A 17,803-nucleotide genomic window follows, 5' to 3' on the forward strand; every position below is an offset into this window, starting at 1 on the left:
GTCAGGCGGCGGGCCGGCCCAGCCGCCGCAGCAGCAGCCAAGCGAGGGTCGAGCAGATCAGCGCCGCCGTCACCACCGGCAGCGCCGTGCCGTCATAGAGCAGCCCGACCGGCGCCGCGATCGCCATAGCGAGCAGCGTCGAGATCGCCGAGACGACCGAAGAGGTGGTCCCGGCGATATGCCCCATGTTCTGCAGGGCAAGCGCGTTCAGGTTGCCGAAGGTGATCCCGGCCATCAGGAACAGGCTCAACGCCCAGGCGAAGAACAGCGGGAAGCGCAGCGCCTCGGGCACCTGCGCGGAGGCCATCAGCAGCAGCACCGCCGCGGCGATGACGATCTGCGCCGCATAGGCCGCCGAAGCCATGCGCCGCATCCCCACGCGCCGGACCATGCGCGCATTGACGATCGCGCCGCTGCCCGACAGCAGCGCCATGACCGCGAACCAGATCGGGAAGGCGGTGGGCGGGACGCCGTAGGTCTCGACGAAGAGCTGCTGGGCCGAACTCAGCAGCGCAAACATCTGCGCGAAGCCGAGCGCGACCGTCAGGGTGCAGATGATCACGACGCGGTCGCCAATCGCCTCCCGCGCGTCAGCGAGGAGCGGCCCGGCGCGCATCGGCCGGCGCGCGGCGGCGGGCAGCGTCTCGGCCTGGCGCAGCGCGACCCAGAGCAGCGCCACGAGGCCGAAGACCACGAAGGCGCCGAAAACCCCGCGCCAGCCGGTCACGGCGATGATCGCCATGCCCATCGCGGGCGCGGCGGCGGGGACAAGGATGAAGAGCATGTTCACGAAGGACAGGATCCGCGCCATCTCGCGCCCCTCGTAGAGGTCGCGCACGAGCGCCTGCGACACGATCCGCGGTGCTGCGGCGCCAAAGCCCTGGATCGCGCGGGCGAGGAGCATCGTCTCCATCGTCGGCGCGACAATCGCCAGCATGGCCCCGGCGATGTAGATCAGGAACCCGGCCGCGATCACCGCCTTGCGCCCGAAGGCGTCCGACAGCGGCCCGGCGCCGAGCGTGCCGACGCCCAGGCCGACCATGAACGAGGTCAGGACCAGCTGCGCGCGGTTCACGTCCTCGGGCACCAGCTCCGCCGCGATCTGCGGCAGCGCCGGGAGCATCGAGTCGATGGAGAAGGCGACCGTGGCGAAGACGAAGGCCAGCATCGCCACGAATTCGGGCTGCGCCAGCCGCCCGGGGGTGAGGCCCCTCACGCGGGTGGATGAATCGAACGGCATTGCGGCAATCCTCCGGTGACGCTGGCCGGGGTAGACCCGCCGTCGCCCCGCCGCAAGGTCAGGTCCGGGTCAACTCGCGGAACGCGTCCTCGAGGTTCGCCTCCTCGGTCGCCACGTCGAGGATCGGGATGTCGGCACCCCGGAGCGCGTCCAGCACCTCGTCGGCGCGGAGCCGCGAGGGCGCATAGGCCAGCGCGAGCGCCCCGTCCGGGCGGCGGGTGGCGGTGACGCCCTCGGGCAGCTGGAAGGTCGGCAGCGCGCCGGGGCCGGGGTCGATCACCAGCGTCTTGCGGTCGGTCATCGCCAGCAGCTCGCGCGTCGGCGCGCGGGTGATGAGGGCGCCGCGGTCGATGATGGCGATCTCGTCGCACATGTCCTGCGCTTCCTCGAGATAATGGGTGGTCAGGATGATCGTCATCCCCTCGCGGTTCAGCCGCCGGACGTTGGTCCAGAGCATCTCGCGCAGCCCGATGTCGACGCCCGCCGTCGGCTCGTCGAGGACCAGCACCTGCGGCCGATGGACCAGGGCCTTGGCCATCAGCAGCCGCCGCTTCATCCCGCCGGAGAGATTGCGGGCATAGGCCTCGGCCTGTTCGGTCAGGCCGACGAATTCCAGCAGCTCGTCGGTCCACCGCTCGCGCCGGGGCACGCCGTAGAGGCCGGCCTGCACCTCCAGGCTGACGCGCGGGCTGAGGAACGGGTCGATGTTCAGCTCCTGCGGCATCACGCCGATCGCCGCGCGCGACTGGCGCGGATTCACGTCCTGGTCGAAGCCCCAGATTTCCACACGGCCGGCTGTCTTGCGGACCAGCCCGGCCATGATGTTGATGAGCGTCGACTTCCCGGCTCCGTTGGGGCCGAGGAGGCCGAAGATCGAGCCCTGGGGGATGGTCAGGTCCACGCCCTTCAGCGCGACCTTTTCCGGCTCGCGCCCCGACGCGGCATAGGTCTTGCGCAGGGCCTCGATGCGGATCGCGGGGCGGATGTCCTCGGGCGGGCGGCTGCTTGCCGCGGATGCGTGATCGGCTATCATGCCGGCCATCAGACACGCGCCCGCGCGCGCACACAAGAGAGCGTCATGTCCGCATCCCCCTCCGCCGCCGCAGAGCATCCCGCCGAGCGCCTTTCGACCGAACAGCAGCCGGGCGACGAGGTCCTGCCCGCGCCGGTGGTCGAGACCGTGACGAGTTGGCGGGTAGCCTGCGACGGCGATGTGGCCGGCGACGGCGGGCATCCGCGGGTGTGGCTGGCGATCTCGCCCGAGACCGGCTTCGTCGACTGCGGCTATTGCGACAAGCGCTTCGTGATCGACCGCGCGGCGGCGGGCGACCACTGAGGGTCACGGGGCGAACAGCCCCGCGTGTTCGGCCCGGAGCGCGGCCTTCTGCACCTTGCCCATGGTGTTGCGCGGCAGCTCGTCCACGACGATCACGCGCTTGGGCTGCTTGAACTTCGCCAGCCTTTCGCCAAGCGCGGCGATGATCGCCTGCGGGTCGGGGTCGGCGCCCTTCTGGCGGGCGACGACGGCGACCACGGCCTCGCCGAAATCGGGATGCGGGACGCCGATGACGGCGCTTTCCAGCACCCCCGGCTGTTCGTCGATCAGCATCTCGACCTCTTTCGGGTAGACGTTGAAGCCGCCCGAGATGACCAGATCCTTGCCGCGCCCGACGATGGTGACGTAGCCGTCCGCGTCGCGGGTGCCGAGGTCGCCGGTGGTGAACCAGCCATCCGCCGCCAGTTCCTCGGCGGTCTTTTCCGGCATCCGCCAGTAGCCCTGGAAGACGTTCGGGCCGCGCACCTCGATCATGCCGATCTCGCCCGGCGCGACCTCGGTCGCGCCTTCGGTGATCCGCACCTCCACGCCGGGCAGGGCAGGGCCGACCGTGCCCGCGCGACGCTCGCCCTCGTAGGGGTTCGAGGTGTTCATGTTGGTCTCGGTCATGCCGTAACGCTCGAGGATGCGGTGGCCGGTGCGGGCCTCGAAGGCGCGGTGGGTCTCGGCCAGGAGCGGCGCGGAGCCGGAGACGAAGAGGCGCATCCCGGCCGCCGTGTCCCGCGTGAAGTCGGGGCGATCGAGGAGGCGCGTGTAGAAGGTCGGCACGCCCATCATCACCGTCGCCTGCGGCATCAGGGGGATCAGCTCGCCCGGATCGAGCCGCGGCAGCCAGATCATCGCCGCGCCGGCCATCATGAAGCTGTTGGACGCGACGAAGAGGCCGTGGGTGTGGAAGATCGGCAGCGCGTGGAGCAGCACGTCGTCCTTGGTGATCCGCCACGCCCCGACTAGCGTCTCGGCGTTCGAGCGCAGGTTGTCGTGGCTCAGCATCGCGCCCTTGGAGCGGCCGGTGGTGCCGGAAGTGTAGAGGATCGCGGCGAGGTCGCTGCCGTCGCGCGGCACGGTGTGGTCGTCGTCGGCCGCGCCATCCGTCAGCGGCCCGCGTCCCTCCGCGTCAAGCGTGAGGCAGTGCGCCGACCCGGCAACGGCGCGCGTGGCCTCCAGCCGCGCGGGGTCGCAGACCACCACCGCAGGCTCCGCATCGCCTACGAAATAGGCGACCTCGGCCGGCGTGTAGGCCGTGTTCAGCGGCAGGAACACCGCGCCGGCGCGGATCGTGGCGAGATAGAGCGCAAGCGCCTCGGGCGACTTCTCGACCTGCACCGCGACCCGGTCGCCGGGGCGCACGCCCGCCGCTTCCAGCCGAAGCACGATACCGGCCGAGAGGCGGGCCATCTCGCGGTAGCTGATGCGGCGGCCATCGGCGCGGATCAGCAGGGCGGCGTCGCTCTCCACATGCGGCGCCATCAGCGCGTCCCAGAGGCGGTTGGTCATGGCGTCTCCTTAGCGGCGGCCTCGGCCCGGCGGGCGAGGTCGTGCAGCTTCTTCGGCGCGGCGATGGCGCCGGTCTCGGTGAAGGCGTCGTGGCGGGCGTCGATGCGGGCGCTGTCGTAGAGGTAGTTGACCATCACGCCGCGCGCCTGCCGCAGCCCTCGGGGCGAGCGGTCGGCGCCCGCGACCACCCGATGCGCCTCGGCCCCGTTGCCGAGGTGGAACCGCGCCACCGGATCGCGCGGGCGGCCCCTCTCGTCGCGGGCGCAGAGCAAATAGCGCGTTGCCTGCGCCAGCAGGTCGGTGTCGTCGCCGCCAAGGATCGCCTGCGCGGCAGCCTCGCCGGCCGCCGCCCGCTCGTCCAGCCAGCCCGAGAATCCGGGCATCGGCGAGAGGGTCACGAAACTCCCAAGCTGCGGCAGTTCGTGACGCAGCTCGGCCACCACGTTCTTGATGAGCAGGTTGCCGAAGCTGATGCCCGCAAGCCCGGTCTGGCAGTTGGAAATGGAGTAGAACACCGCCGTGTCGGCCGTCGCCGGGTCGAGCGGGGCGCGCTTCTCGGCGGTGATCGCCTGGATGCTGTCGGGCAACCCCCGCATCAGCGCGACCTCGACGAAGATCAGCGGCTCGTCGGGCATCGCCGGATGCATGTAGGCGTAGCAGCGCCGGTCCGGCGGCAGCACCCGGCGGCGGAGGTCGTCCCAGCCATGGATCTCGTGCACCGCCTCATAGGCGATCAGCTTTTCCAGCAGCCGGGCGGAACTGTCCCAGTCGATATGCTCGAGCGTCAGGAACCCGCGGTTGAACCATGACCGCAGCAGGTGCCGCAGGTCGGCGTCCACGCGGCCGAGGTCCTCGCCCGCGCGGATCGCGTCGAGCAGATGCGCGCGCATTGTTACCAGCCGCGCGGTGCCGCCCGGAGCCATGTTGAGGCGGCGCAGCAGTTCCTGCCGCGGCGGCTCGGAGACGCGGCTCAGCGCTTCAAGGGTGGCAGGGGTCGGGTCCTCGAGCCAGGCGCGGGCGGCAGCCTCGAGCGTGGCGCGGTCGGGGTCGAAGCCGTCGCGCAGCGCGCGGAAGAAGTCGCGACGCCCGCCTGCGTCGAGGCGGCCGTAGCCTTCCAGCACCTGCGCGGCGAGGGCCAGGGCCCTGGTCTCGGAGCGGGTCCGCGGCAGCTCGGCCATGAGCGCGCTGAGATCGGCCACCGGCGCCGGGCCGGGGCGGCGCAGGAGCCAGGCGGAGCTGTCCACCAGCGAGGACAGCCGGTCATAGAGGCGCGCGGGGCGGATCTCGGGCCGGATCATGCGAGCGCCGCGGCGATATGCGTCATCCGGTCCTCCCCTTCCGGGACCGGCGCGCCCCCGCCCGGCCCGGCGCGCAAACTGGCGCAGGCCGGGGCGATGCACAAGGTCGGGGAGGCGCGGGTGTCAGCCGCCCAGCAGCCCCTCGGCCGCCACCGCCGCCGCGATGGCGTCGCTGCTGTAGGGCTTCATCAGCCGCGGCACGCCGTCGAAGGCGCGTTCGTCGCCCTCCTGCGAGTAGCCGGTGGCCAGCAGGAACGGCACCCCCGCCGCCCGCAGCGCCTCGGCCACCGGGGCGGAACTGCTGCCGCCAAGGTCGCGGTCGAGGAGCGCGATCTGGAAGCTGCGTCCGTGCAGCCGCTCGATCGCCTCGGTGACGTTCGGCGCGATCGCCACATCGGAGGCTCCCATGGCGCGCAGCGCGTCGGCGGCGTTCATGGCGATGAGCAGGTTGTCCTCGACCACGAGCGCCGCGCCGCTGAGCGTGGCCGCCGGGAGGGTCGGCGCGGGGTGGGCGGGGGCGGCGCCGCGCGCGACCGCCGCCGCCGGCAGGGTGAAGCGCGCGACCAGCCCCTCTGGGCGGTAGTCGAGGCTGGTCTCGCCGCCGAGCTCATGGGGGATCGCGCGGGCCAGCAGCGTGCTGCCGAAACCGGCGCGCTCGGGCGGGCTCACCGGGGGGCCCCCGCGCTCGGTCCATTCCAGCGTCACGCCCTCCGGCCCCTCGGCGATCTCCACCGCCACGCGCCCGCCGCCCGCGCCAAGCGCGCCGTGCTTGCCCGCATTGGTAACGAGTTCATGGACCACCAGGGCGAGCGTCGTGTGCAGGTCCTCGCGCAGGGCCGGGTCGGAGCCGCTGAAGTCGATGCGCCCGCCCGCGTCGCCATAGGCGGCGGCCTCGGTCTCGATCATGCGGCGCAGCGAGACCGGGCCGCGCTGCGGGCCGGTCAGCAGGTCGTTGGCCCGCGCGAGCGCCTCGATCCGGGCGCGCAGGTCGGTGGCGAAGGCGGCGACCTCGGGGCCCGCCCCCTCCATCCGCTGGGCGACCAGCCCGGAGACGAGGCCGAAGGCGTTGCGCAGCCGGTGGGTCAATTCGGCCAGCAGCACCTCCTGCCGCTGGCTCAGGCGGTCGGCCCGCTGGCCGCGGTCGCTGGTGTGCTTCAGCACCCGTTCGAGCAGCGTCACGCGCAGCGTCTCGGCCGCGCGGCGGTCGCCCTCGCTCCAGGGCGGGCTGCGCTCGCCCCCGGCCTCGCGGCGGCGCAGGAGCAGCACCCGCTCGTCGCCGCCGAAGCGCAGCGGAATCGCGATCAGGCCGCCGATGCCGCGGGCGGGATCGACGGCGCCGGCGCAGGTCGCGGCGAGGTGGTCGGTGGCGAAGACCCGGACCTGGCCGCGCCCGGCGATGTGGCGCAGCAGGGTCGCGTATTCGGCCTCGCTCGGGGCCAGCCCCTCGCTGTGGAAACCGGTCGCGGTCCTGAGCGCGATGCCGTCGATGGGCAGCACCGCGGCGATCTCGGCCCGGAACCGGCGCAGGTCGGCATCGAGCCGCAACCCGCCCTCGAACAGCGTCGAGAGCCGCTCGTGCAGCGACAACGCCGCGGCCTCCTGCGCGGACTGCGCGCGGGCTTCGACGAGCGCGATCTCGTAGGACAGAAGCTGCGCGAACAGTTCCACCGCGGCGCGGGTCTGGTTGCCGACGCGGTGCGGGCGCGGATGATGGCAGGCGATGACGCCCCAGAGGCGCCCGTCGCGCAGGATCGACACGCTCATCGCCGCGGCGGCGCCGGTGTCGCGCAGGTATTGCAGATGCGCCGGCGAGGGGGCGCGCGTGACCGTCCGCAACAGGTCCACCCCGTCGCCGCCCTCGGGCCGGGGCGGGAACAGCGGCGAGGCCGGGGCGTCGACGTCGGCGATGATGCGCGCGCGGCTCCGCCCGCCGAGGGACGCCGCCTCGGCCGCGAGGACCGGGGCCGGGATGCGCCCCCCGAGACGGCTCTCGCCCCCGGCGCCGACGGCCTCGGCGATCACCACCGCGTCCGAAGCGGGCTCGATGCGGAAGACCATGACGCGCTCGAAGCCGGTCATGGCCCAGATGCCGTTGGCCGCGACCTCGCACATGGCCTCGACATCCTCGGCCCGGCGCACCCGCGAGAGCAGCGGCAGAACGACCGACTGATCGTCGCGGGGGCGGGGGCCGGCGGCGGCGGCCTCCTCGAATTCGAACAGATAGGCGCCCCCGGCGCGGTGGACCATCGCGTCGAAGCGGCGGCCGTCCTCGAAGAGCTCGAGCCCCAGCACCCGCGCGCCGTCGTCCTCCGGCGCGAGCGTCTGGAGCTTGCCGCGCAGGGCGTGGAGCGCATCGGGGGCCATCACGTCGAGAAGCCGCGCGCCGACCAGATCCTCATGCGGCAGGCCGAGGATCTCGCCGCAGTTGGTCGAGGCGTTCTGGATCACCCAGTCATGCGACAGCACCAGCAGGCAGCCGAAGGCCTGCACCTCCGCCGCGCCGCGGTCGGGGGCGGCCGCCGCGCCGGTCGGGGCGGTGTCGGGCTGGGGTCGCGCGGGAACGGCGGCGGCTTCGGGCATGGACGCTCCCCCCTATGAGCGTGGACTGCAATCGCGCGGTTCGGCTGGGCCGGGGCGCGCGGATGTCGCGCAGAAGGGTCGGCCGCAGTCGATGCGCGCGTGGCGCAAGGTCGTCATGGTCGGAGCTTGGCAGCTTCTTCCCTCGGCCGCCCCACGGGGCACTGGCTGTCCGGTGATGCTGCGCCGCAAGCACTGGTTGCGCAAGAGGTTTCCCACTGACGAAGTTTAGGCACGGGCCGCCCGGCGGCGGGACGCCGATGTTCGTACGAACAATCGGGCCGGATCTCCGTGCGAAGATCGGGGAATACCGGCGCTTGCGGTGGCGCGAGGGCCGTCGCAGGCTGGCCGCGTCCATCGGCGAAGGTGAGCCATGTCCCGCGACCCGCTGCTGCAGCCTTTCCAACTCGGCCACCTGACCCTGAGGAACCGCATCATCACCACCGCGCATGAGCCCGCCTATACCGAGGACGGCCTGCCGAAGGAGCGCTACATCGCGTATCACGAGGCCCGCGCGAGGGGCGGCGTGGCGATGGTGATGACCGCGGGCTCCGCCTCGGTCAGCCGCGACAGCCCGCCCGCCTTCGGCAACGTGCTGGCCTGGCGCGACGAGGTGGTGCCGTGGGTCCGCCGCCTGACCGACGCCGTCCACGCGCATGGCGCGGCGGCGATGATCCAGATCACCCATCTGGGCCGCCGCACCCGCTGGGACCGCGGCGACTGGCTGCCGGTGGTGGCGCCCGGCTACGCCCGCGAGCCGGCGCACCGGGCCTTCCCCAAGCTGGCCGAGGACTGGGACCTCGACCGCATCGCCGAAGACTATGCCGACGCCGCCGAGCGCATGGCCGCGGCCGGCATGGACGGGATCGAACTCGAGGCCTACGGCCACCTGCTCGACGCCTTCTGGTCGCCGCGGCTGAACGACCTCGACGCGCCGTGGAACGGGGACCTCGCCGCGCGGATGGCCTTTCCCGACCGGGTGATCGCCGCCATACGCGCCCGTGTCGGCCCGGATTTCCTGATCGGCCTGCGTTTCACGGCGGACGAGCGGGTGCCGGGCGGCATCACCGAGGCGGACGGGCTGGAGATCGCCCGCCGCCTGCGCGAGAGCGGCCATGTCGATTTCATCAACGTCATCCGCGGCCATATCGACACCGACCCGGCGCTTGCCGATGTGATCCCGGTGGCCGGCATGGCCTCGGCCCCGCATCTCGACTTCGCCGGGCGGGTCCGGGCCGAGGCGGGCCTGCCGACCTTCCACGCCGCCCGCATCCCGGACGTGGCGACGGCGCGGCACGCGATCTCGGCCGGGCTGCTCGACCTCGTCGGCATGACGCGGGCGCATATCGCCGACCCCGACATCGTCGCCAAGACCGCGCGCGGCGAGGAGCACCGCATCCGCCCCTGCGTCGGGGCGACCTACTGCCTCGACCGCATCTACCAGGGCGGCGAGGCGCTCTGCATCCACAACGCCGCCACCGGGCGCGAGCTTGCGGTGCCGCACGTGCTGCCGAAGGCCGCCGAACGGCGCCTGGTGGTGGTCGTGGGTGCCGGTCCGGGTGGGCTTGAAGCGGCGCGGGCGGCAGCGGAGCGGGGGCACGCGGTCACGGTGCTCGAGGCCGCCTCGCAGCCAGGCGGCCAGCTTCGCCTCGCGGCGCTGAACCCGCGGCGGCGGGAGCTGCTGGGGATCGTGGACTGGCGGATGTCGGAATGCGAGGCGATGGGCGTGCAGTTCCGCTTCGATATCTGGGCCGAGGCCGAGGACGTGCTGGCGCTCGACCCGGAGGTGGTCGTGGTGGCGACCGGGGGCCTCGCCCATACCGCCGATCTGGAGGCGGGGGACGAGTTTACCGTCACCGCCTGGGACGTGATCGCGGGCGATGCCCGGCCGGGACGGCGGGTGCTGGTCTTTGACGACGCGGGCGATGCCGTGGGGTTGCAGGCGGCCGAGGTGCTGGCCCGCGCGGGCGCCGAGGTCGAGGTGATGACCCCCGACCGGACCTTCGCGCCCGAGGTGATGGGCCTGAACCTCTCGCCCTGGCTCGCCGCGCTGCAACCTCTGGGAGTGCGGCTCACGGTGGCCGAGCGGCTGCGGGCGGTCACGCGGAAAGGCAACCTGCTCGCGGCGCGCATCGGCACCGATTACGGCCCGCACGAGACCGCGCGCGAGGTGGACCAGGTGGTCGTGAACCACGGCACCCGCTCGCTGGACGAGCTCTATCACGCGCTGAAGCCGCTCTCGGTCAATCGCGGCGCGGTGGATTACCGCGCGCTGACGGAGGGAAGGCCGCAGCCTGAGGGCGAGGGGTTCCGGCTCTGGCGGATCGGCGATGCGGTGGCGGCGCGAAACGTCCATGCGGCGGTCTGGGACGCGCTGCGGCTGATGAAGGACGTATGAGCTACGCGGCCGGGTGCCGCGCCAGCAGCGCCGCGACGATCGCCGCTGCCTCGGCCCCCGCTGCGCCCTCGGCCCAAAGGCGCTCGACCACCCGCCGGTGGGTCTCGACCGCCTCCGGCGCGCGGCTGACGCTGCCGATGCCCAGCGCGATGTTGACCCGCTCGCCCAATGAGAAGGGGCTGGTCACGAGATGGGCCTCGCCCGCCGCGTGCTCGACAATCTCGAAGCTGGCGGTGGGGGCGGCGGTCTCGATCAGGCGGATTTCGACGCGGGGCGGGGGGGCGGTGAAGAGGCGGGCGAGGCGCTCGACCTCCGTGCGCGCGGCGCGGCGGCGGTCGGCCTGCGCCTCGGCAGCAAGGTCGCCGCGGCCGTGGACGCCGCGGGCCAGCAACCGGTCGAGGTCGGGCAGGCAGATCAGCGAGCGCAGTTCGGCCCGGCCCGCCGCAAACCCCGCCTTGCGTCGCGCAAGGGCCTCGCGGACGGCCACCCCCTTCGCCCCGGCACCCGATTCGGCGAGCGCCTCCCCCAGCAGCCGGTCGTAGTCGCCGCTGGTCACGAGGTAGGACACCGGGCCGAACACCCCGGTGATGCGCCGCGCGTGACGTTCGAGCTCGCCCATGCGCTCGAACAGGTCGGCGGCCTCGGCGTAGTATTCGACGCCGACGCCGAACAGGTCGTCGATGCTGACGCCGAGCTCGCCCGCGATCCGGCCGAGCGTCTCCACCTTCACGATCTCGCCCCGTTCGGCCCGGTAGAGCGCCGCGCGCGAGATCCCCAGCCGCGCCGCCATCTCCTCGGGCGCGAGACCGGTGGTCTGGCGATGGCCGCGCAGGCGGGCGCCGATGCTGATCGCGGCTTTGCTGTCCATCCCTGCCTTCCGTTCCAGCAGCGACTCTGCTGCCCCGCGCGACCCGAGACAAGCCGGGTTGTCTCGTTTTTGAGATTTTCGCCTTGACCTGACGGCAGGGATTGCCCCTAGCTGCGCCGAAACATAAGGGGCGCCGCCCCCAAGCCACAGCAAGGAGTCCCGCCATGCTTACCCGCCGTCACTTCGCGCTCGTCGCGGCAACCGCGCTCGGCCTTGCCGGGATGCCCGCGCTCGCCGCCGATTTCACCGCCAAGATCGGGCATCTCGAATCGACCACCCAGTCGCGCCACGTCGCGCTCGAGAAGGTCGCCGCCGCGGTGGCCGAGAAGACCGGCGGCGCGGTCGAGTTCCAGCTGTTCCCGCAGGGCCAGCTGGGCCAGCAGCGCGAAATGACCGAAGCGGTGCAGATGGGCTCGCTGGAGGCGACCGTGGCGCCCGCGGCGTTCCTCGGCGGCTTCAACCCGGTCGTGTCGGTCATGGACATTCCGTTCCTGCTGCCCGACGACCCGGCCGAGGCGCAGGCGCTGCGCGACGGGCCGTTCGGTCAGCAGCTCTGCGAGAGCTTCGCCACGCGCGGCGTGACCTGCATCGGCCTCTGGCCGAACGGCCGCAAGAGCTTCAGCTCCAACAAGCCGCTCGACGGCATCGACGCCTTCGACGGCCAGCGGTTCCGCGTGATGGACAGCCGCGTGCTGATCGAGCAGTTCCGCTCGGTCGGCGCCGCCGCCATGGCGTTGCCCTTCAGCGAGCTCTACACCGCGCTCCAGACTGGCGTGGTCGAGGGGCAGGAGAACCCGCTCGATACGATCCGGGCGATGAAATACAACGAGGTGCAGGAGAATCTTCTGGTCTCGGACCACGGCGCGATGGAGGACGTGATCCTCTTCAACACCGCTTGGTGGGAGTCGCTGCCGGAGGAATACCGCACCGCGATCCGGGAAGCCTTCGCGGAAGCCGTGCCGGAACTGACCGCGCACAAGGCGGCGGCGGTGGCGTCGGCGCAGGCTGATCTGGAAGCCGCGGGCATGAACGTCCGGGTGATGACGCCCGAGGAAAAGGCCGCGATGCGCGAGGTCATGTATCCCGCGGCGCGCGACGCCTATCTCGAACTCGCCGGCGACGAGGGCCGGGCGCTGATCGAGACCTACGAGGGCGAGACCGCCCACTGAGGCACGGTGCTCCGGGCGGCGGCCGCGCCGCCCGACCCGCCGCCCGCGGCGCCCGACGCTACCGGTATCCGTTTCCCTGCACCTGAAGGACAGTCCCGTTGCAACGCTTCCTTGACGGTCTGGCCCGCGTCGAAGCGGTCGTGCTGGCCGCGACTTTCCTCGGCATGGTCGGGCTCTACGCGCTGAACGTGGCGGTCCGCGCCTCCGGCAGCGGCTTCGCAACCGAGCTCTACTGGATCGAGGAAGCGGTGCGAACCCTCATGATCTACCTCGTCTTTCTTGGCTGCGGCCTGGCGCTGCAGCAGGGCCGCCATGTCGGCGTCTATGCCTGGCGCGACCGGATCGAGGCGCGCACAGGCCTCCCGCTGAGGCGGCTGATCGACCTCTTCGGCCTGCTGTTCTGCCTCTGGCTCGCCTGGATCGCGGTCGAGGTCTGCCAGTTCGTGCTGAACAGCCGCCAGATGATCCCGTCGCTCGGCGTCTCGGCCGTCTGGCTCTATGTCGCGCCGCTGGCCGGGTTCGTGCTGATGGCTCTGCGCTTCGGGGCCAGCCTTTTCGGCCTCATCGACCGCTACACCCCGCAGATGCACGAGGCCGGCGAATGATCCGCCTCGGTTTCATCGCCGTCCTCGGCGCGGCTCTGCTGGTCGGCGGCTTCGAGATGTTCCTGATCCTCGGCGCCCTCGCGCTGGCGACGAAGCAGCTCTTCTTCGCCTCGCTGCCGGACATGGTGCTGATCCAGAAGGCGGTCGGCTCGGTCAACCACTCGACGCTGCTGGCGATCCCGTTCTTCATCCTCGCAGCCGAGCTGATGGGCGACGGCCAGATCGCGCGGCGGCTGACCGACGCGATGCGCGCCTTCCTCGGCCACCTGCCGGGCGGCATGGGCTACACGGCAATCGGCGGGGCGATGGCCTTCGGCTCGGTCTCGGGCTCGGCGCCGGCGACGGTCGCGGCGCTCGGGCGGCTGGTCTATCCCGAGATGCGGAAGGAGGGATTCTCCGAGAAGTTCACCCTCGGCCTGATCGCGAGTTCCGCCGAGACCGCGCTGCTGATCCCGCCCTCGATCACCATGATCATCTACGCCTGGATGACCGGCACCTCGGTCGCGGAGCTGTTCATCGCGGGCCTCGCCGTGGGCGTCACGCTGGGCCTCGCCTTCGCGATCTACACCTGGTGGGTCGCGCGGCGGTCGGGCGTGCGCGGCGCGGCGGCGCTGCCCTGGGGCGAGCGCATCCGCGCCCTCGGCCGGGCGGGCTGGGCGCTCGGCATGCCGATCATCATCATGGGCGGCATCTACAGCGGCATGTTCACGCCGACCGAGGCCGCCGCCGTCAGCGTGGTCTATGCGATCCTGGTCGAGATGGTGATCTACCGCTCGATGGGCCTCGGCCGGCTCATCTCGGTGACGCAGCGCGCCGCCGTCTCGACCGCGGTCATCTTCATCCTGCTCGCCATCGGCGGGCTGGTCAGCTATTTCATCACGCTGGCGCAGGTCCCCGCGACGATCATCACCTTCCTCAACGAGGTCGGCGCCGGGCCGGTCATCTTCCTGATGACGGTCAACGTCGCCTTCTTCATCGCCGGCATGTTCATCGACCCGAACTCGGCGCTGCTGATCCTGGTGCCGCCGCTCTATCCGGTGGCGCTGGCGATGGGGATCGACCCGATCCATTTCGGCATGATCGTCACGCTGAACATCACCATCGGCATGATCACCCCGCCCTTCGGGCTGGACCTGTTCGTGGCCTCCTCGACCCTGAGAAAGCCGGTGCTGACGATCATCTCGGGCATCTGGCCCTTCGTCGGGGTGAACATCATCGTCTTGCTGATCGTGACCTACATCCCCGAGATCTCGCTCTTCCTGCCGCGTCTGGTGCTGGGATGACGGCGCTTCCGGTCCTCGCCACGGCGGGCGCGCGGGTCTTCACCGGGCCGCTGCGCGTGGCCGAGCATGAGGCGGTGAATGCCGACTATCGCCTGATGCGGCTCGAGGCGCCGCCGACGCTGACCGCCGCCTGCGCGCCGGGGCAGTTCTTCCACCTGCTCTGCCCGGCCGAGGGCCGCCACGCGCCGCTGCTGCGGCGGCCGATGTCGATCTACGGCGCCGAGGGGGACCGGCTGTCGTTCCTCTACAAGGTGCAGGGCAAGGGCACGGCGGCGCTCGCGACGCTGCCGGTGGGCGGGAGCCTTGAGGTGATGGGGCCGCTGGGGCAGGGGTTCCGCCTCGATCCGGGCTGGCGCAACCTGCTGCTGGTCGCGCGGGGCGTGGGGCTGGCGACGCTCGCGCCGCTCGCCGCGGCGGCGAAGGCGAAGGGCATGGGGCTGACGGCGATCTGCTCGGCCCGCGCGCCGGAGTTCCTGATGAGCCTGGAGCTGTTCGCCAGCCATGGGGCGGAGGTCGTGACGGTGCTGGACAGCGACGGCACCTCGGCCGTCGAGCATCTCGACCCGATGATCGAGGCCCGCATGGCCGCCGGCGCGGTGGATGCGGTCTTCACCTGCGGCTCGGCCCGGCTGCTGCGGCTGTTGCAGGCGCTTGGCGACAAGCATGGCGTGCCGGGGCAGGTGGCGCTCGAGCAGCAGATGGCCTGCGGGCTTGGCATGTGCCACTGCTGCGTGCGGCCCTTCCGCCGCGACGGCGCGACCGTGCCGCTGCGCGTCTGCCGCGAGGGGCCGGTCTTCGACATCCGGGAGGCGGTGGCATGAACGCGCCGCTCGGCCGCCCGGCGGTGGACATGAGTGTCCGCATCGGCGGGCTGACGCTGAAGAACCCGGTGATGCCCGCCTCCGGCACGTTCTCGGAGGAGCTGGCGGAGGTCTTCGACCTGGGCACCCTCGGCGCGCATGTGCTGAAGACCATCACCCGCGACCCACGCACCGGCAACCCGACCCCGCGCGTGACCGAGGTCGAGGGCGGCATGCTGAACGCCATCGGCATCCCCTCGAAGGGCGTGGAGGCGTTCCTCGCCAAAGTCGTGCCCTTCTATTCGCGGTATGATGTGCCGCTGGTCGTCTCGATCTCGGCCCCGACGTCCGCCGATTTCGCGACCCTCGCCGCGCGCGTCAGTGTCCCCGGCGTGGCGGCGATCGAGGCCAACATCTCCTGCCCCAACATCGAGGAGGACGGCCGCGCCTTCGCCATCCGTCCCGGCAGCACGCGCGAGGTCATGGCGCGGCTGCGTGACGCGACCGACCTGCCGCTCTGGGCGAAGCTGACGCCCAACACTGGCGAGACGCCGGAGGTCGCGCGGGCGGTCGAGGAGGCGGGGGGCGATGCCCTGGTCGTGGCCAACACGATCCTCGCGATGGCGGTGGATACGCGCACCCGGCGGCCGCGACTGGGCAACCTCATGGGCGGGCTCTCCGGCCCCGCGCTGAAGCCGATCACGCTCCGCATGGCCTACCAATGCGCGCGGGCGACGTCGCTGCCCGTCATCGGCTGCGGCGGCATCGCCACTGTGGACGACGCGCTCGAATACCTGATCGCGGGCGCCTCGGCCGTGCAGGTCGGGACCGAGACCTTCATCGACCCGCTGGCCATGCCGCGCATCATCGAGGGCCTGCGCGCCCGCGCCGAGGCGGAAGGCGTGGCCGCCATCCGCGACTATGTCGGCACGCTCGCCGACGCCGCCGAGCCCGAGGGAGTCGTCTTCATGCAGGCCGCCCCGTGACCGATCTGGCCCCGGCCCGCCGCTGGCCCGCCGACGCCTCGGCCTTCGCCGCCCGCCTCTTCGACGAGGTGGCGGCGATGTCCCCCGACAAGCGCGGCGTCTCGCGCCCGGCCTATTCGGCGGTGGAATCCGCCGTGCTCGACCACCTCGACGCCGCCGCGCGAGCCGAGGGGCTGGAGACCTGGCGCGACGCGGGCGGCAACCTCTACGCCGCGCGGGCCGGCACCCGCGAGGCGCCGCGGGTCATGCTGATCGGCAGCCATGTGGACAGCGTACCGCAGGGCGGCAATTTCGACGGCCTGGCGGGCGTCGTCGCCGGCCTCGCCGGGCTCGTGCGGGCCGAGCGCGAGGGGGCCGAGCCGCCGGTCCCCGTCCACCTCGTCGCGCTGCGCGGCGAGGAGAGCGCATGGTTCGGCCCCTGCTATCTCGGATCGCGGATCGCGACCGGGCAGCTGACCGCAACGGAACTCGGCGCGACCCACCGGGCCGACAAGCGGCCGCTGTCACAGCATCTGGCCGACCTCAGCTTCGACCCCGCCGCATTCGAGGCGGGGCGGCCGACGCTCGATCTCGACCGCGTCGCCGGCTGGCTGGAACTGCATATCGAGCAGGGCCCGGTCCTGATCGAGCGCAACCTCCCCGTCGCCGCCGTCAGCGGCATCCGCGGCAACATCCGTCACCGGGAAATCCGCTGCGAGGGCACCGCCGGCCATTCCGGCGCCGTCCCGCAGGAGATGCGCCACGACGCGGTGCTCGCGGTCGCGGACCTGCTGCGGGAGATGGAGGCCTGGGTCGCGCAGGCGATCGAGGACGGCGACGACCTGGTTTTCACCTGCGGCATGATCGGCACCGACCCGGCCCGCCACGCGCTGACCCGCATCCCCGACGAGGTCCGGTTCAGCATCGACCTGCGTAGCCTCGAGCAGCCGGCGATCGACCGCGCCCATGCGGCGCTGATGGACCTTATGGCGAGCGTGGCCGCGCGCCGCGGCGTCCGCTTCCACGCCGACCCGGCCCAGCCGGCCGCGCCCGCGCGCTGCGATGCGGGGATCGTGTCGTCGCTGGTCGCGGCGATGATGGGCCACGGCCTGCCGCCGACCGTCATGGCCAGCGGCGCGGGCCATGACGCGGCGATCTTCGCGGCGGCGGGGGTCCCTTCGGGCATGCTGTTCGTGCGCAACCGCAACGGGTCGCACAACCCGGACGAGGCGATGGACCTCGGCGATTTTGATCTCGCCTGCGCCATCCTCTACGATGTCTTGTGGCGCGGCATGGAGGACCAGATGACCAGCGACGCCCCCCCGGCCTTCGGCAGCCTGGCCGAGATCGTGCGCGAGCGCGGCGGCGGCACCTATGCCTTCGAGGCCGCCCGGCAGGAGGCCCTGCGGCTGGCGCGCGAGCATCCCGGCCACGCGATGGCGCTGCATTTGGCGGCCACGGCGGCGGGGCAGGTCGCGCAGCGCTTCGGCCGCGAGGCCGTCGGGGCGCGCACCGCGCAGGACGCTGCGCAGCGGTTCGAGCATCAGCTCTCGGTCCTCGACACCGCCGCGGCGGCCAGCGATCCGGGGCGGCGGCTGCAACTGCTGAATCAGCTCGCGGCGGAGCTGCTGCACGGCGAGGTGTGAGCGGGAGGGAGGGGTGAGAGGCTGGACGACGACCCAGACGGGACTCGTTACGGCTGCTTCCTTCCGGACCTGACCGGGTTGGCGAGGCGTCCGCCCGCGCCAACCTCTCGAGGGCGCAGAT

14 protein-coding genes and 1 other RNA gene are annotated in these 17,803 nt (G+C 72.2%); 8 read left to right on the plus strand and 7 right to left on the minus strand.

Annotated elements, in window-relative coordinates; genetic code table 11:
* Nucleotide 1: 1 nt before the first annotated feature.
* Together GI374_RS06680 and GI374_RS06685 are read right to left on the minus strand one after the other, a co-directional pair.
* On the minus strand, nt 2-1,216 hold the full coding sequence (locus GI374_RS06680; RefSeq protein WP_370515185.1) for a Bcr/CflA family efflux MFS transporter: 1,215 nt from the start codon (nt 1,214-1,216) through the stop codon (nt 2-4).
* An 82-nt stretch (nt 1,217-1,298) separates the two neighbouring features.
* Nucleotides 1,299-2,273: an ABC transporter ATP-binding protein gene (locus GI374_RS06685; RefSeq protein ID WP_229582857.1), complete on the minus strand. Its 975-nt coding sequence runs from the start codon at nt 2,271-2,273 to the stop codon at nt 1,299-1,301.
* A gap of 45 nt (nt 2,274-2,318) precedes the next feature.
* Here GI374_RS06685 and GI374_RS06690 point away from each other — a divergent pair, with 45 nt between their 5' ends.
* Nucleotides 2,319-2,576: a zinc-finger domain-containing protein gene (locus tag GI374_RS06690; RefSeq protein WP_154336234.1), complete on the plus strand. Its 258-nt coding sequence runs from the start codon at nt 2,319-2,321 to the stop codon at nt 2,574-2,576.
* Nucleotides 2,577-2,579: 3 nt separating this feature from the next.
* Here the strand turns inward: GI374_RS06690 and GI374_RS06695 are convergent, their stop codons facing one another.
* The 3 genes from GI374_RS06695 to GI374_RS06705 form a co-directional block, all read right to left on the minus strand.
* Nucleotides 2,580-4,073 (minus strand): malonyl-CoA synthase, encoded by a 1,494-nt coding sequence (locus tag GI374_RS06695; protein ID WP_154336235.1) that lies wholly within the window; start codon nt 4,071-4,073, stop codon nt 2,580-2,582.
* Entirely contained in the window at nt 4,070-5,371 is a 1,302-nt protein-coding gene (locus GI374_RS06700; protein ID WP_154336236.1) for a malonyl-CoA decarboxylase domain-containing protein, read from the minus strand. Before GI374_RS06700 ends, GI374_RS06695 begins: the two co-directional genes overlap by 4 nt.
* Nucleotides 5,372-5,494: 123 nt before the next feature.
* Nucleotides 5,495-7,951 (minus strand): GAF domain-containing protein, encoded by a 2,457-nt coding sequence (locus tag GI374_RS06705; RefSeq protein WP_154336237.1) that lies wholly within the window; start codon nt 7,949-7,951, stop codon nt 5,495-5,497.
* Nucleotides 7,952-8,321: 370 nt separating this feature from the next.
* On the opposite strand from GI374_RS06705, the gene GI374_RS06710 reads away from it, so the two are divergent.
* On the plus strand, nt 8,322-10,346 hold the full coding sequence (locus GI374_RS06710; protein ID WP_154336238.1) for an FAD-dependent oxidoreductase: 2,025 nt from the start codon (nt 8,322-8,324) through the stop codon (nt 10,344-10,346).
* A gap of 1 nt (nt 10,347) precedes the next feature.
* On the opposite strand, the gene GI374_RS06715 is transcribed toward GI374_RS06710, so the two are convergent.
* Nucleotides 10,348-11,214 (minus strand): helix-turn-helix domain-containing protein, encoded by an 867-nt coding sequence (locus GI374_RS06715; RefSeq protein ID WP_154336239.1) that lies wholly within the window; start codon nt 11,212-11,214, stop codon nt 10,348-10,350.
* Nucleotides 11,215-11,378: 164 nt separating this feature from the next.
* Here GI374_RS06715 and GI374_RS06720 point away from each other — a divergent pair, with 164 nt between their 5' ends.
* From GI374_RS06720 to GI374_RS06745, 6 genes are all read left to right on the plus strand, one after another.
* On the plus strand, nt 11,379-12,383 hold the full coding sequence (locus GI374_RS06720; protein ID WP_154336240.1) for a TRAP transporter substrate-binding protein: 1,005 nt from the start codon (nt 11,379-11,381) through the stop codon (nt 12,381-12,383).
* Between the two features lie 98 nt (nt 12,384-12,481).
* Nucleotides 12,482-12,988, plus strand: coding sequence for a TRAP transporter small permease (locus tag GI374_RS06725; protein ID WP_229582794.1), 507 nt, complete (start codon nt 12,482-12,484; stop codon nt 12,986-12,988).
* The gene (locus GI374_RS06730) at nt 12,985-14,271 is read left to right on the plus strand and encodes a TRAP transporter large permease (RefSeq protein WP_154336241.1); all 1,287 of its coding nucleotides are present in this window, start codon (nt 12,985-12,987) and stop codon (nt 14,269-14,271) included. The genes GI374_RS06725 and GI374_RS06730 overlap by 4 nt, the downstream gene beginning before the upstream one ends.
* Nucleotides 14,268-15,092 carry a dihydroorotate dehydrogenase electron transfer subunit gene (locus GI374_RS06735; RefSeq protein ID WP_154336242.1) on the plus strand — a complete coding sequence of 275 codons (825 nt, stop codon included), beginning with the start codon at nt 14,268-14,270 and terminating at the stop codon, nt 15,090-15,092. Before GI374_RS06730 ends, GI374_RS06735 begins: the two co-directional genes overlap by 4 nt.
* The gene (locus GI374_RS06740; protein ID WP_154336243.1) at nt 15,089-16,057 is read left to right on the plus strand and encodes a dihydroorotate dehydrogenase; all 969 of its coding nucleotides are present in this window, start codon (nt 15,089-15,091) and stop codon (nt 16,055-16,057) included. The genes GI374_RS06735 and GI374_RS06740 overlap by 4 nt, the downstream gene beginning before the upstream one ends.
* Complete coding sequence (locus GI374_RS06745) at nt 16,054-17,682, plus strand: Zn-dependent hydrolase (protein WP_370515187.1); 1,629 nt, start codon at nt 16,054-16,056, stop codon at nt 17,680-17,682. Before GI374_RS06740 ends, GI374_RS06745 begins: the two co-directional genes overlap by 4 nt.
* A gap of 11 nt (nt 17,683-17,693) precedes the next feature.
* Here the strand turns inward: GI374_RS06745 and ffs are convergent.
* Nucleotides 17,694-17,792, minus strand: an RNA gene (ffs, locus tag GI374_RS06750) — signal recognition particle sRNA small type.
* Nucleotides 17,793-17,803 lie beyond the last annotated feature (11 nt).

Source organism: Paracoccus sp. S-4012 (assembly GCF_009674885.1).
Lineage (GTDB): Bacteria > Pseudomonadota > Alphaproteobacteria > Rhodobacterales > Rhodobacteraceae > Paracoccus.